9 protein-coding genes are annotated in these 14,885 nt (G+C 63.3%); 3 read left to right on the top strand and 6 right to left on the bottom strand.

Features of this window, described 5'->3' with window-relative positions:
* Nucleotides 1-130: 130 nt before the first annotated feature.
* The 6 genes from V8J55_RS18740 to V8J55_RS18765 form a co-directional block, all read right to left on the bottom strand.
* Entirely contained in the window at nucleotides 131-994 is an 864-nt protein-coding gene (locus tag V8J55_RS18740) for a crotonase/enoyl-CoA hydratase family protein (protein ID WP_336447118.1), read from the bottom strand.
* A 14-nt stretch (nucleotides 995-1,008) separates the two neighbouring features.
* On the bottom strand, nucleotides 1,009-1,830 hold the full coding sequence (locus V8J55_RS18745) for an SDR family NAD(P)-dependent oxidoreductase (RefSeq protein ID WP_336447119.1): 822 nt from the start codon (nucleotides 1,828-1,830) through the stop codon (nucleotides 1,009-1,011).
* A gap of 5 nt (nucleotides 1,831-1,835) precedes the next feature.
* Entirely contained in the window at nucleotides 1,836-2,399 is a 564-nt protein-coding gene (locus V8J55_RS18750; RefSeq protein WP_336447120.1) for a carboxymuconolactone decarboxylase family protein, read from the bottom strand.
* 21 nt (nucleotides 2,400-2,420) lie between these two features.
* Nucleotides 2,421-3,293: an alpha/beta hydrolase gene (locus V8J55_RS18755; RefSeq protein WP_336447121.1), complete on the bottom strand. Its 873-nt coding sequence runs from the start codon at nucleotides 3,291-3,293 to the stop codon at nucleotides 2,421-2,423.
* Nucleotides 3,294-3,481: 188 nt separating this feature from the next.
* Nucleotides 3,482-4,729, bottom strand: a complete 1,248-nt coding sequence (locus tag V8J55_RS18760; protein WP_336447122.1) for a TetR/AcrR family transcriptional regulator — start codon at nucleotides 4,727-4,729, stop codon at nucleotides 3,482-3,484.
* Nucleotides 4,730-4,802: 73 nt separating this feature from the next.
* Complete coding sequence (locus tag V8J55_RS18765) at nucleotides 4,803-6,602, bottom strand: flavin-containing monooxygenase (RefSeq protein ID WP_336447123.1); 1,800 nt, start codon at nucleotides 6,600-6,602, stop codon at nucleotides 4,803-4,805.
* A gap of 350 nt (nucleotides 6,603-6,952) precedes the next feature.
* Here V8J55_RS18765 and V8J55_RS18770 point away from each other — a divergent pair, with 350 nt between their 5' ends.
* From V8J55_RS18770 to V8J55_RS18780, 3 genes are all read left to right on the top strand, one after another.
* A complete protein-coding gene (locus V8J55_RS18770) occupies nucleotides 6,953-9,121 on the top strand; it encodes a TonB-dependent receptor (protein ID WP_336447124.1) in 2,169 nt (722 codons plus the stop codon).
* Nucleotides 9,122-9,144: 23 nt separating this feature from the next.
* Nucleotides 9,145-10,695, top strand: coding sequence for an amidase (locus V8J55_RS18775; RefSeq protein ID WP_336447125.1), 1,551 nt, complete (start codon nucleotides 9,145-9,147; stop codon nucleotides 10,693-10,695).
* A 242-nt stretch (nucleotides 10,696-10,937) separates the two neighbouring features.
* The gene (locus V8J55_RS18780) at nucleotides 10,938-14,867 is read left to right on the top strand and encodes a WD40 repeat domain-containing protein (protein WP_336447126.1); all 3,930 of its coding nucleotides are present in this window, start codon (nucleotides 10,938-10,940) and stop codon (nucleotides 14,865-14,867) included.
* Nucleotides 14,868-14,885: the final 18 nt, after the last annotated feature.

Consider the following 14,885-nt stretch of genomic DNA (forward strand, 5'->3'; position numbering starts at 1 on the left):
CTTGCGGTGAGCACAAGGCGCCCCAGCACGTCCGCTTTCGTCATTGCTAAGCTGGGAGCTGATTGTTCGCGACCGGCCAGATCGACCTGATTAGAGCGGGACCACAACGCGCCTGATGTCAGGAGCGCGCCTAAATGAAATTGGGCATTTTCGAAGCGACGCTCGAAAAATTCGGGGGTCGCTTTTCTAGAAACGCCGCCACGCCCTCCTTGCCGTCAGCAATGCTCGTATAGAACATCGCGAGCGAATCGACGTGATGCGCTTCGACGGGATGCCGTGCGGCTGCGTTCCGCCACAGCATCTGCCGCGCCAATGCGACGGCGACCGGAGAGCGGTTGTCGATGAATTTTCGGGCAAGCGCCTTCGCCTCATCGAGCAGCGTCTCGGGCGCGTGAACCGATCGCAACAGGCCGCAGCGCAGCCCTTCCTGCGCGTCGAAGATGTCAGCGGAGAGCACCCATTCCAGCGCTTGCTGCGGGCCGACAAGGCGGGGCAGGAACCAGGTTGAGCAGGCCTTCGGTGTGACACCGAGCCGCCCGAAGACAAAGCCGATCCGTGCCTTTTCGGACGCCATGCGAACATCCATCGCCAACGTCATTGTCGCGCCGATGCCGACCGCAGCGCCGTTGATCGCGGCAATCACCGGTTTCTTGCAGTTGAAGATGGCGAGGGTCACGCGGCCGCCTTCGTCGCGAACACCATTGCGGGCGAGCTCGGCTTCGGTCGCTTGGCGCATCGAAGCCATCGTTGGCCGCTGGCTTTCGTCGAGGCCGAACACGTTCCCATCGGCGCTGAGGTCCATGCCGGCGCAAAATGCCTTGCCCGCGCCGGTGACGATGATCGCACCGACGCTGTCATCTTCGCTCGCGCGGGTAAAGGCGTCGACCAACTCGTCGGCCATTTCGAGCGTGAAAGCGTTCATCTGCTCGAGGCGATCGAGCGTCAAGGTCATCACCCGGGCCTCGACCGCGCAGCTGATCGTCGAATAGGTCATTGCATGTTCCTTGGTTATCCGTCGGCATTGCCGACCCGCGTCGTGAAGCCGCCATCGACCGGCAATAGCGCGCCGGTGATATATTTGGCCTCGTCCGACGCCAGGAACAGCGCGGCATAAGCCGTGTCCCACGCGTCACCCATGCCGCCTTTGAGCGGAACACGGCCGTCGCGCGCGGCGCGAACCTGTGCCGCTGATGCGGATGTGGCCGCGACCGTGGCGTCGATACCCATAGGCGTGTCCATCAACCCCGGCAGGATCGCGTTGCAGCGCACCCCGTGCGCGGCGTTGGAACTCGCGACCGCGAGCGTCAGCCGGTTCACGGCCGCTTTCGAGACCATATAGGCGATCGCGGTATCGCCCGCGACCGACGCCAGCGAGGAGATGTTGACGATCGATCCGCCGCCGCGGTTGCGCATGATCGGGATCGCGGCCTTGATCGTCAGCCACATGCCCTTGAGGTTGACGTCGAGTGTCGTGTCGAATGCGGCCTCCGACGCGATGTGCGGCGGGCCGTCGGATTGGGGGCCGGTGACGCCGACCCCGACATTGTTGACGAGAATGTCGATCTCGCGCCAGCGCGCGAGCGCGGCGTCGAAAATTCCCGCAACATCATCGGCGCGGACGATATCGGCGGCGTGGCTCCACGCCTTGCCGCCCTCGGCGACGATCGCTGCGACGGTGTCGTCGGCACGCGCCAGGTTGCGGTCGACACACATCACGTCGGCGCCTTCGCGCGCGAACAGCATCGCCATCGCGCGGCCGTTGCCGATCGTGTCGCCCGGGGTTTGCCCAGCGCCGATGATGATTGCGGTCTTGCCTTCCAGTCTTGCCATCGTACTTAACCTTTCAGATCGGGATCGAGCGTCAGGCCAGGGTCGAGCTGGACGCCGAAGCTGTTCAGAAACATCGATACCTGCGTGTACTGACCCGCAGTATAGACCGCGTCCATGCACTGGGCTTCGTCGAACTGCGCACGCAGCTGCGCCCAGGTCGCGCCGCTGACGAAATGGTCGGCGATCAGCTCGTCGGCCATGTGTATCAGCGCCGCTTCGCCGGGTTCCCACCCCGCCTCGGCGCCTTGCTTGATGCGTGCGATCTCGTCGGCCGACAGCCCCGAGTGAAGCCCGATCTGCTCATGCTGGGCGAATTCATAGCCTGATTTGCACAAGAAACCGACGCGCAGGATGATGATCTCGCGCTGGCGCGGGGTAAGGCTGCCGTCCGGGGCGAGGATATAATTGCCCCAAGCCAGAAACGCCTTCAGCGCGGCGGGCGTGTGAACAAAGGTCGCGAAAATGTTGAGCAGCGGCATCTGCGCGAGCAGCGGGGCGAGGATCGCGCGCTGTTCGTCGGTCAGTTGGTCTTCGCGCAGCGGCGCGATGCGAGGGGCGTCCAATCGCATGTTGGTCTCCGTCTTCTTGAGTTAGCGGGCGAGCTGGCGCGCGATCCACGCGCTGGCTTCGGCGATCGCCGCGGCCCCCGACACGGGCAGCGCGAGGTGGAACAGCGGCCAGGCATGGACCATCTCGGCCCAGACATGCAGCTCGACGTCGATGCCCGCGAGCGCGGCGCGGTCGGCGAATGTTGTCGAATCGCTCAGGAACAGTTCGTCGGTCCCGACCTGAATGAACAGCGGCGGCAGGCCGGTGAGGTCGGCCTTGATCGGCGATACCAGCGGATCGTCGACCGCCGTTCCGTCGCCGACATAGGCAGTAACGCAGCGGTCGAGCGCCGCGCGGGTAATTAGCGGATCGTGCGGCGCGCGCGCTTCGTAAGATTCGCCAGCCAGCGTCAGGTCGAGCCACGGGCTGAGCAGATAAGCCCCGGCGGGCAGCGGCAGGTCCAGCGCGCGTAGCTTCAGCAGCAAGGCTGCGGTCAGATTGCCCCCGGCGGACTCGCCGCCGACGACCAACTGGTCGGCGGTGAACCCTTGACCCAGCACATAGCGATAGGTCGCAAGCGCATCGTTGAGCCCCGCCGGATAGGGATGCTCTGGCGCCAGCCGATAGTCCATGTTGAACGCAACCACGCCTGCTGCCGCAGCAAGGCGCGACACCAGATGCCGGTGGCTGAGCGCGCTGCCGAAGGTGTGGCCGCCGCCATGATGATAGAGCAAGGCGCGGCTGGCGTCGGCGCCGCGCGGCGTGATGCGTTCGCCGCGCACGCCGTCGGCGACGATCAGCTCGATTGTGCAATTGTCGGCGGGCGGCATCGCGCCATGGAAGGCGTCGAACTGCGCCCGTTCTTCCTCGAAGCTTACAGGCTCCGCCGCGCGAAACGCCGTCATCGCGGCCATTTGTTCCTTGAATGCGGCTATGTCTGGATCAGGCCCGGTCATCTCACCCCCCCCGTGTAGGTATTTTACAATTGAGTGCAAACAGTCTCCTATTTGATATTTCGTGTCAAGCGAATAGACGCAGCCCGGCCCTCCGCGCCGGCGATATGCTGGCGCGGACAGGAAAGCTCAGTTCTTGGCGTGTTGGATCAGACCGCGCGCAGGCCCAGCCGGATCAGATCGGCGATCTCGCGCGGTGCAATTTCGCGCTCGGCCGCCGAAAAACTGTCGTGCCACTTGGGCAGCCACTGAAAAGTTCCGGGGGCTATCGCCATGAAGGCGCGCGCGTTGGGCACCGCAATCGAGCCTTCCTTCTGACCCGCGGCCTGGATTTGCAGATAGGCGTTCATCAACCGGATGGCCGATTCATCGACTTCGGTGCGCGCTTCCACCGGCAGTGCCTCGAAACCCGCGAGTGAGGACAACGGCGCCCAATCCTCGCGCAGGCTGGCTTCGGTATTGGCGTACATCGCCATGCACATCGCCTCGAGCCGCGAGCCGTCGTAGGACAGCGCCGCTTGCGCAATATCCTCCCAGATGCGGAAAGCGCGGCGATTGCAGGCGACGAGCAATGTCTCCTTGTCGCCGACATTGTGATAGATGACCTTCTTGGTCACGCCGACACGCATCGCGATTTCCTCGAGCGACGTCGCATCGACCCCCTTGAGGTTGAAGAGCCATGATGCCGATGCCAGCAACGCCTCCTGTTTCGCCGCGGCCATCGCCTCGGCATTGAAGACATTGTCGGCACGCATCGCGCCGCGCGACATGTCGATCGGGCGATAGGCGATCAGCGCCTTGCGGTCGGCAGCGATGCCGCTGTCGAGCAGCGCCTTGATCGCGGTGACCATGTCGGCCTGCGTCAATTCGGTGTTGGACCCCCAGCGCTTCGCCATCGAAATCCACGACACCAGCCCGATGATCGCCTGCGCGGCGATGCCCGTCGCACAGGAGCGTAACTCGCCGCGTCGTGCGCCGCCGTTCAGGATTTCGACGATGCTGGCAAGGATCGCCTCGTACAGGCCAAGGATCGTGCTGCGCTGGTCGGGATGCAGAAACGCCGCTTCGCTGAGCGAGGCGAAATCGGGTTCGTCGGCGCCGAGCATTCCATCGATGAAATTGTTGAGGATCGTCAGGGCATCGCCGCCGGCATGCGCGGCTTCGCTCAACCGCCGCGCCATCATCTCGCACGAGCGGCGATAGCTTTGGAAAACCAGATCCTGCTGATCCTCGAAATAATAATAGAGTGCGGCGCGTGAGACGCCGATCGTCTGTGCGAGGTCGGCGAGAGAGGTTTGTGAAATGCCGCGGCTGTTGAGCGCGCGCGCCGCCTCTTCCAGAAACAGTGCGCGCTTGCTGCCGCGCGTCGCGCGCGCCTTGCTTTTGGGTGCGGTCATGGGGACGTGTCTCACCACGCGAAATCGCTGACGTCAACACGTCCCATGACACCCATATGTCAGAACCGCGCGCTTATTGCGGCACGCAGATCATCCCCGGCAGGTCGCCGGCGGCGCGCCACGCGTCGATTTTGTGCGTGAACAGAATCGGTCCGCCGCCATAGAATCCGGCGCGCGCGGTCTGGTCCGACGGCATGCCTTCATTGTTATAATAGCCCGGCGTGCATTCCTCGTCGAAGGCGCGGCGCATGCCGGCGAAGGAGAGGACGTCGGCAACCCATAGCTGCTCGGCTTCCACGCTGGGTTCGACCGATGCCAGTTTCTGGTCGGCGCAATGGCGGACGATGTGCGCGACATGGCGGCTGGAGATGTTGAGCATATGGGTGAAATTCGGCGTGTTCGCGGTCTGTGCATTGCCGAGTATGAACAGATTGGGAAAGCCGTGCGTGGTGAAGCCGTGCAGCGTCGAAATCCCGTCGGCCCATTTGTCGGTCAGCGTCAGCCCGCCGCGGCCATAGGTCTGGAACCCGACCCGCCGGGCATAGTCGGTCTGGAATTCGAAGCCGGTGCTATAGATCAGGCAGTCGAGTTCATGCTCGACGCAATCGACGACAACACCCTTTTCGGTGATCCGCTCGACGCCCTGTCCCTTGGTATCGACCAGCGTGACATTGGCGCGGTTGAAGGTCTCCAGATAGGCGTCGTTGAAGCATGGCCGTTTGCACATTTGGTCATAATAAGGCTTCAGCGCCTCGGCGGTCGCGGGGTCGGCGACGATGGCGTCGACACGCGCGCGAATGCGCTCCATCCGCTTGAAGTCGTTCATCTGGATGCGCGCGAGGGCGTCGCCCTGCGCGAGCAATTCGACCCCGACGCCGCCCAAAATCTCGGTCCAGCCGTCGGCGACCAGATCCTCGTCGGCGACCCCGCCGCTGACCAGCGCGTTGAAATTGTCCATCCGCCGCTGTTGCCAACCCGGGGTCAGGCTTTTGGCCCATGCGGGATCGGTTGGCTGGTTGTGCCGCGCATCGACCGACGAGGGCGTGCGCTGAAAGACATAGAGATGGCCCGCGGTTTCTGCGAGATGCGGAACCGCCTGGATCGAAGTCGCGCCGGTGCCGATGATCCCGACGCGCTTGCCGGCGAGGCCGGTCATGCCGCCTGTCGCATCGCCCCCGGTATATGCATAGTCCCAACGGCTGGTGTGGAACATTTGCCCCTTGAAGCTCTCCACGCCGGGGATGCCCGGCAGCTTGGGACGCTGGAGCGGGCCGGTCGACAGGATCACGAAGCGGGCCTTGATCGCGTCGCCGCGATCGGTCGAGACGATCCAGCGGGCGATGGCCTCATCCCAGCGCAGTTCGGTGACCGCGGTCTGGAAACAGGCTTTGTCATAGAGGCCGAAATGGCGTCCGATCGCCCGGCTGTGCGCGAAGATCTCGGGAGCGCGGGCGTATTTCTCGGTCGGGATATAATCGAGTTCTTCGAGCAGCGGCATATAGACATAGGATTCGATGTCGCACGCCGCGCCGGGATAGCGGTTCCAATACCAGGTGCCGCCGAAGTCGCCGCCGCGCTCGATGATCCGCACATCGTCGATGCCCGCCTCGCGCAACCGCGCCGCCGCCATCAGCCCGCCAAAGCCGCCGCCTACGACGACCGCTTCGACTTCGTCCGACAAGGGCGCACGGGTGAAGCCTGGCTCTACGTAGGGATCTTCGAGAAAATGGGAGAAGGCGCCGTCGACCGCGATATATTGCGATGTCCCCTCCGCGCGCAGCCGACGGTCGCGCTCTTCGCGATATTTGGCACGTAGCGCCGCGGGGTCGAAAGCCAGTTCGGCGGCATCGCCGTTATCGCCGATATGCGTCATTTTTCTCTCCTTGATGTGCATTGCCTGACCGGCAATCGATATTTGACAATCAGGTGCATATAATCCCTCTAATTTCCAAAATCGTCAAGGAGGTTGCGCGAGGCGGCGGCGCAGTCCGGACGGGTGATACGTTATGCTGCCGGTATTCGGTTGGTTTTGAGGGGTTTGGTCGGCAAGAGCCGCTGCCATTTCACAATGGCATATACGATATAGAGTTTATATGCACTCATATGTAAAAAATGATTGACTCGCTCCTGACGTTTTGAGGTATGAAGGCCCCAGAATGTCAAAACGTCCGTTAGAGGCGAATCATGGAGAGGAAAGTCATGCGACGCATATCGAGAGCTCTGTTGAACAGCGCGGCCACCATGACGGCGCTGGCGACGCCGCAAATGGTGCTGGCCCAGTCGGCCGACACCGCGCCGGTGGATGCCCCCGCCGATAGCGGCGAAATCGTTGTTACCGCGCAAAAGCGTTCGGAAAGCGTCCAGAAGGTCCCTGCCTCGATCACGGCAATCGGCGGCGAGGCGCTGACCCAGCGCGGGATCACCAGCGCGGCGGACCTGCAATTTGCGGTCCCCAGCATGCAGGCCGGCAAGATTTTGGGCAATACCGCGATCAACATCCGCGGTGTCGGGCTCAACCAGGGCGCGCCGGGCGTCGCAATCCATATCGACGGCGTTTATCAGGCGCAGCCGACGATGGGCGATCTGGCGCAGGCCGACCTCGAACGCGTCGAAGTGCTGCGCGGGCCGCAGGGCACGCTCTATGGCCGCAACGCCACCGGCGGCGCGGTGAACTTCATCACCAAAGCCCCGACCGACCGTTTCGAAGGCTATGCGCTCATCGGCCTCGCCGAATATGACGAAATGAAATTGCAGGGGATGGTCAACGTCCCGCTCGGTGACCGCGTGCGGGCGCGCTTCGTTGCCGACTGGACGCGGCGCAGCGATGGCTTTGTCAAAAATGTGACCCCCGGCGGTCCCGACCTCGACAAGGGCGAAACATTCTCTGGGCGGTTACGCATCGCCGCCGACCTCACCGACAATCTGACCCTCGATCTCAGCGGCGCGGCACTGCATGGAACGGGGCCGAGCCTCTATTTTACGCTGCACAACAAGCCGTCGGTCGATGCGATCGCGAAAAATCCCTATCTGGCGAATGCGATCGTGCCGCTCGATCCGTGGCGCACCAGCGCAAATGGTCCGATCACCTCCGATCGCGACTATGTTTCGGGCGGGGCGACGCTGACGTGGAATGTCGGCGACGCCACGATCAAGTCGATCACCGGCTACGCCAAAAATGATGGCAAATATGTCGGCGACGACGACGGGACCCAGATCGACGCCTTTCCCGTCTTCCGCCATATCCGGTCGAAGACCTTCACCCAGGAATTGAACGTTAGCGGCGAGATCGGGCCGGTGCGTGCGGTCGGCGGCCTCTTTTACATGGCCGACAACAGCTATTATATGCAGGAATATAATTTCAAGCTCGGCATCTTTCCGCTGCCGCCGGGGACAATCCTGCATTTTACCGCGAACAACAATAATACGCGCAGCAAGGCGGCGTTCGCCGACCTGACCATCGATCTGACCGAGCGCTTCCGCTTGATCGGCGGCATCCGCGTGTCGAAGGACACCCAGCGGATCGAGCAGGACAATTATTTCCAGCTCAACATCGGCGGCAACGCACTGCCGCGGACCTCGACCTGTCCGGTGGCTTCGAACGAAGTGTCTTGGTCGTCGACCACCCCGCGCATCGGCGCGCAGTTCGATCTTGCCGCGAACGCCAATGTCTATGCGACCTTCTCGAAAGGCTTCAAGGCGGGCGGCTTCAACGCCTTCGCCTGCAATAACGTCTTCAACCCGGAAAAGGTGACCGCCTATGAAGGTGGGATCAAGAGCCGACTGTTCGACAATATGCTGACGCTCAACGCCTCGGCCTTTTATTATGACTATACCAATTTGCAGATTTCGCAGGTTATCGGCCTGTCGCGCATCATCACCAACGCCGCCGGCGCGCGGGTGAAGGGCTTTGAGCTTGAAGCGACGCTGGCGCCCGACAGCCACTGGACGATCAACGGCAATATGTCGCTGCTCGATGCGGAATATAGCAATTTCAGCAATGTCGATTCGCTCGATCCCACCCTCGGTGTGCAGGATCTGCGCGGCAACCGGCTCAACAATGCGCCCAAATTCTCGGGCAATCTGGGGGTCGCCTATCGCACCGATGCGCTGTCCTTCGGCCGGATCACCGGACGCGCCGACGTCAGCTATCGTTCGACCCAATATTTCCGGGAGTTCAACACCGCGCTGGATTCGCAGCCGAGCTATGCGTTGCTCAACCTCAGCCTGATCTGGGATAGCCCCGACGACAATTACCGCCTCCGCCTGTACGCCAACAATGTCACCAACAAGGCGATCATTGGCCAGCTGCAATCGACCGACCAGTTGGGCGCGCGCTATGTGACCTGGGGCGCGCCGCGCCAGATCGGTGCCGAAATTCGCGCCAAATTCTGACCGCTGCCCCGGAGGCTATTGTTATGACAGACGAAGTTTCGAATAACGTGCTGCAATCGCCGTTCACGCGGCGCCATATGATGAAGGCGGGGGCGGCGGCACTGTCCGCGTCCGCCTTCGTCGCCGACTCCGCTTTCGCTGCGGCGCCGAAGGATGACATTCTTGGCGCCCACGACATGACAGGGCTGGCCGAATTGGTGCAGCGCCGCAAGGCGTCGCCAACCGAGTTGCTTGAGGCGGCGATCGCGCGCGCCGAAACGCTTAACCCGCGCTTCAACTTCATGGCGCAGAAACATTATGACTATGGCCGCGCTGCGATCGCCAAGGGGCTGCCCAAGGGGCATTTCACCGGGGTTCCCTGGCTGCTCAAGGATCTCAACACTTATATTGCCGGTGAACTGACCGAACAGGGCAGCCGTTACTATAAGGGCAACCGTGCGACCGTCACATCGGAGCTGGTCAAGCGCTACGAACGCGCCGGACTGGTGATTTTCGGCAAAACCACCGTTCCCGAATTCGGTCTGAGCGCCACCACCGAATCGCGCGCGACCGGGCTGACTCGCAACCCGTGGAATCCCGACCATACGCCGGGCGGATCAAGTGGCGGCGCCTCAGCCGCCGTCGCTGCCGGGGTCGTTCCTGGCGCGCATGCGACCGACGGCGGCGGATCGATCCGCGTCCCCGCATCCTGCTGCGGATTGTTCGGGCTCAAGCCGAGCCGCGGCCGTGTGCCAATGGGGCCGCCCCGAACCGAAGGCTGGGGCGGCATGTCGATGCATCATGCAGTGACGTGGAGCGTACGCGACAGCGCGGCGCTGCTTGACGCAACCCACGGTATCGAGCCCGGTTCGCGCTATGGCGCCCCGACCCCAGAACGCAGCTTTCTGGAAGAAGTGCTGCGCAAGCCCGGCCAGCTCCGTATCGCGCTCAACGTCACGACGCCGATGGGCACGCCGGTTGATCCCGAATGCGTCGCTGCGGTGCGCGACGCCGCCAAGCTTTGCGAAAGCCTGGGTCATCATGTCGAGGAAGCCGCGCCGAACGTCGATCATGCCGCCCTCGGCCGCGCGGTCTTCACCATCATCTCCGCATCGATTGCCGCTGACCTGCGCGCGCGCGAAGCGACGACTGGCATCGTTGCGGGCCCCGAGATGATCGAGACCGTGACCCGCGCTTTCTATGACATGGGGATGAAGACCAGCGGGATCGATTTCGCCCAGGCGAATAATGATCTGCTCGTCGCCGCGACGACCGTCGCCAACTTCATGGACAATTACGATCTGCTGCTGTCGCCCACACTGGCATCGCCGCCGGTCAAGCTCGGCATCCTCGGCCTCTCGCCTGCCGACATCGCCGCCTATTATAAGGCCGTCACCGAATTCGGCCCGTTCAGCGCTCTATTCAACCAGACCGGCCAGCCGAGCATGTCGGTGCCACTCGCCACGTCGAAAGCGGGGCTGCCGATCGGGGTGATGTTCAGCGCGCGCTATGGCGACGAGGCGACTTTGTTCCGCCTCGCCGGTCAGCTCGAGCGCGCTGCGCCCTGGGGCGGCCGGCGACCGTCCGTCGTGTGAACTCTGGCAAGGCTTCGGGCAGCGAGCCGGGTTCGTCGCTATGACTGTTTCCGCGCCTTGCATTGCCAAATGCAGCCAGTCCGCTACCTGCCAACCACAGTTATTCGTCCAAAGATGCAGATGATCCCAACCGGCGGGATTTGTCGGGTTGGGTAAGGCATCTGCTGTACCACGCACCTCTTCGGTAACCGGATGGATTCTCCTCCGCAGGGATGATAGCCAATCTTCGGGAGGGGGCATCATTGGCAAGGTGGCGGTATCTTTTCGCGTTTGCGTTGCTTGCGGGTCCGGGTACCGCGCATGCCGACCAGATCGCGGGGCTGTCCGCTGACGGACAATTGCTTCTGGCGGGCGACAGCACCGGACGTCTGTCGATCCGATCGATCGAAACGGGGGGAGAGGTCGGCCATGTCGATACAACGCTCCGCCAGTGGCGGGGCCTTTCGGCGTCACCCGATGCAGGATATGTCGTTGCGCTGGGTATCGATGAGCAGAATCGTTTGCGGGTCCTCGTGTGGCGCCGTTCTACAAATTCCGTTCGCGTCTTAGACGCGCCCTTCGCCGATGGCGATCCGTCTCTTGTCGTCGCACCCGTGATATCGCCGGGCAGCGAGACGATCCTGCTTCGGCGCTCTTCGCGAGCCCCGGGCTATCTGCTCGACACGGCCGACGGCCGGATTCTGGCAACGATCGGCAAGGTCGGCCCCTCTCCCTTCTCGCCTGACGGCAACTCTCTGCTTTCCGAAACCGAGGACGGCAAGGGCGTGCGGATTCACAATGCCAGGACCGGGATCGAGGAACGGTTCCTGCAAGCGCCGGTGACGATCGACGCCAGCCAGTTCCTCGATGATGGGACCATCGTCGTGGCGAGCGACAATTGCGGGATATTGCGTCGCCGCATCGATGACATAGCAGAATGGACGCAACTTCGCGAAGCTGACGAAGATTGCGAGTTCAGCGGTTTCGCTGAGGACGGTGAACATGCCGTGATCGCGATCAGCACGGGGGTGGGCACACAGCAGCTATCCGTTCTTTCGCTGGAATCCGGACAGCAAGCCTATGTCGCCGTGGCGAGGCCCTTCGCCCCTGTCGACGTCAATGTGACTGCCGGTACGTTGCTTTCCGACGTCGACAACCGTCCTCTGGTCCGGTCGCTTGACGGTCAGCGTATCCTCGAACTGCCGGTTGCATTCGCCAACTTCAACAATGTCTATCGTTCCAGGCTCGTCGCGCGGGGCCGGCTGCTCGCGATGGGTTGGGACGGGCCGACCCGGATATTCGATCTGCGGAGCGGAACGGAGCTTCTCTGCATTGATGGTGAGATCGCCTGCGATATTGGCCGGCTGCGCGCAGCTTATGAGGTAGCGGTCCGAAGCGGGCGCCCCGCCGGTATCGTGGAAATCCTGACGCGTGCGGATGCCACCGAAGAGATGCTTGGACCCCATTGGGCCGCATCGCGAACCAAGCTGGCGGAAGCCTATCTGGCGCTTGGCCGACGCGCCGATGCCCGTTCGATCCTCGAAGCGGCGATCGCCATGCCCAATGCCGAGGGCAGCGCCCGCGCGCGGCTGACGCTGGCGTTAATGTTGAAGGACGACCGGGAACCGGTGCGAGCAATGCAGCTGGTGGAGGCACTGCTGGCCGACCTGGAGCGGGCGGGCGCGTCAGCCGCCAAAACCGAACGGGTTTTGCAATATGACAGACTTCGCATCGAGCTCGGCCGGGCCGATATCGACGAGCTTGGCCCCTTTCTCGACCGCATCGGCGCCTCGAAGCATCCGGCGGGCGAGGTCATCGAGCTTGACGAGGCGCAATATCTCGAACTGAACAGGCTGTCCGATGTGACGAGCCTCACCGAGCTGGAAACGGTCGGTTTCGCGCCCGGGCTGCAAATTACGTGGCGCCGCTTGTCGCTGTTCCGGTTGACGGCCGAAACCGAAGCTCTGCGCGCATCGCTGCTCTTGCAGCGCAGCCGAGGCGAAGAGGCGCTCGACGGCCCGATCGCCGCGCTCGCGGCGCTCGACCGCTTTTCCACGCTCGTCGATAGAATCCTGCCGCTCACGGTGCGGGTCGGCCGATTGAACCTGCGCGCGGATATCCTGCGCCGCTTGGGCGATCCGCAGAGTGCTGTTGGCGCGCGCCAGCTTGCGCTCAAAGCGCTCGAAAAGTCGGAAACCCCCGACCCGGTCCGTGTCGCCGAAGTGAGCCGGGCTATCGCGGAAGATCGTCTCGCGCTCGGTGCGATCGGCGATGCAGCCGACGATCTTGCCCGTGCCAAGGCTGCGTTGCTGGGGAAATCGCCCGATGATTCGCTCGACCTGTTGACGACGATTGGACTGGCAGCATCGGTCGAGCTGGCGCGGCAAAGCCATACGCCGATGCTGGAGACCGAAGTGGAGGGGGCAATAGCCGCCGGTCGCAAGCGCCTTGCGTCGCGGCGTTCGCAAGGCGCAGAAGTCGACTATCTGAACCTCGCGCGGCTGTTCGAAGCGGGGATCGACATCAACTGGTCCAGATCGCGTCTCGCCCCGCTCGCGGCGGCGGCGGGCAAGCCCACGGCGGACGCCCCGTTGCTGATAAGCCCACGGCCCGAGGGATCGATAAGAAACCTCGAATTTTCCGATGACGGAAGGATGCTCGCAAGCCGGGAATATGCTCGCGAAATATCATGGGATGTCGAACGTGCAGCATTCGCTTCGGCGCGCAAACCCGAATATGGCGATCTTCCTCCTGCGTTCGATCGCAACCTTCCCATCGAGTTCGGCGACGGGCACAGGCGTGCGCGGGTGGCGCTGCAAGCCATATCGATCGAGGACGATCGGACCGGTGCCTCGCGGACGATTCAGGTGGGCGACCTGGTGAAGGTGGCAGCCTTATCTCCCGACGACGCGAAGATCGCGGTCAGCGGTCCCGACGGAAAACTCCGACTCTATTCGACCGAGAGCGGCGCGCTTCTTCATCAGCTTTCGGGGCACAATGGAACCGTTGTCAGTCTGGCCTGGAGTCCGGATTCCGATCTGCTGGCGAGCGGTTCCGAGGCGGGGGCCATTATCGTCTTTTCCGCTGAAACGGGCGGCGTGGCCGCCAGGCTGAGCGGGGATGCCTCCGCACAAGGCCACAAGGCGAAGATCCGCGCGTTCGGCTTCAGCCCAGACGCGCGGAGCCTCTTCACGCTGTCGAGCGCGATCGGCGAGCGCGACGGCAAAGCGCTGCGGCAATGGGACAGCGCCACCCGGCGTCTGATCGCCCAATATCCCGCGGATCAGGACGCGGCCGTGATGATTTCGGGAGACGGACGGCGCGTGGCGGCGCTCGGATCGGACGGTATCGACATATTCCTGACCTCGAACCCCGACATATTGGAGCGCTCGGCGAAAATCCCTGGTGGTGCCCGGCTCCGCGACGCGACGATTTCAACGTCCCGCGACGTTGGCATCGTTTCCGGCCTTTTTGACGGTGGCGGCACGGCGGCGTTCGAGATCGGTAGCGGAAAGCTGCTTTGGCGGCAGGACAAGGTCGACGGCGTCCTGCTTGCTGCCGATGCGAACGGTTCGCGCATCGCGGTTGCCGACATCCGCGACGATGGCACGTTCAGGCTGCTGTCGGCCGACAGCGGGGACGAACTATGTTCAGCGCCGGTGAAGAAAATGACGGTAGCTTCGGGCGAGCCGGTCAGCCCATTTGGTGCGCTGGCCTTTTCCGCCGACGGGTCGGAAGTCGTCGGTTTGGGAATGACCTTTGCACCGGGTAGCCGCGGCGAGCCGGCGATCGCGAATCTTGCTCGATCGACGCGTTGGAACGTGCAGGATTGCTCGGTTGTGGCGGACTTGGACGCGAGTGCCGCTGCACAGGACCAGAGTGCGCAGAAGGTCGCCTTTGGCGGCCATGCATCGGCGGTCGCGGGCGTCATCGGAACCGCCGAAGACCCCGTCTATGCGGTGCGCTTTTCCCCCGGCGGCAAGCAGGCCTATGCGTTGACCCGGCAAAACCGGCTCTGGCTCTATTTCGCGGGCGGGGTTCGGGCACCCCGGCATCTGGCGACGTTCGTCGCGGGCGTATCGGGGCTCGCCTTTTCGCCTGACGGCGCGCGACTGGCTGTATCGAGCGAGAACGGGCTTTGGCTGTGGAATGCCGAAACCGGCGAATTGGAGGGCGAGGTGGGGCGCGAATGAAGGGGCGGCGGAATATTC

It is taken from the genome of Sphingopyxis sp. CCNWLW2, from assembly GCF_037095755.1.
Classification (GTDB): domain Bacteria; phylum Pseudomonadota; class Alphaproteobacteria; order Sphingomonadales; family Sphingomonadaceae; genus Sphingopyxis.

Coding starts and splice junctions, on each gene's coding strand:
- V8J55_RS18740 (WP_336447118.1), bottom strand. CDS start 994: ATGACCTATTCGACGATCAGCTGCGCGGTCGAGGCCCGGGTGATGACC.
- V8J55_RS18745 (WP_336447119.1), bottom strand. CDS start 1,830: ATGGCAAGACTGGAAGGCAAGACCGCAATCATCATCGGCGCTGGGCAA.
- V8J55_RS18750 (WP_336447120.1), bottom strand. CDS start 2,399: ATGCGATTGGACGCCCCTCGCATCGCGCCGCTGCGCGAAGACCAACTG.
- V8J55_RS18755 (WP_336447121.1), bottom strand. CDS start 3,293: ATGGCCGCGATGACGGCGTTTCGCGCGGCGGAGCCTGTAAGCTTCGAG.
- V8J55_RS18760 (WP_336447122.1), bottom strand. CDS start 4,729: ATGACCGCACCCAAAAGCAAGGCGCGCGCGACGCGCGGCAGCAAGCGC.
- V8J55_RS18765 (WP_336447123.1), bottom strand. CDS start 6,602: ATGACGCATATCGGCGATAACGGCGATGCCGCCGAACTGGCTTTCGAC.
- V8J55_RS18775 (WP_336447125.1), top strand. CDS start 9,145: ATGACAGACGAAGTTTCGAATAACGTGCTGCAATCGCCGTTCACGCGG.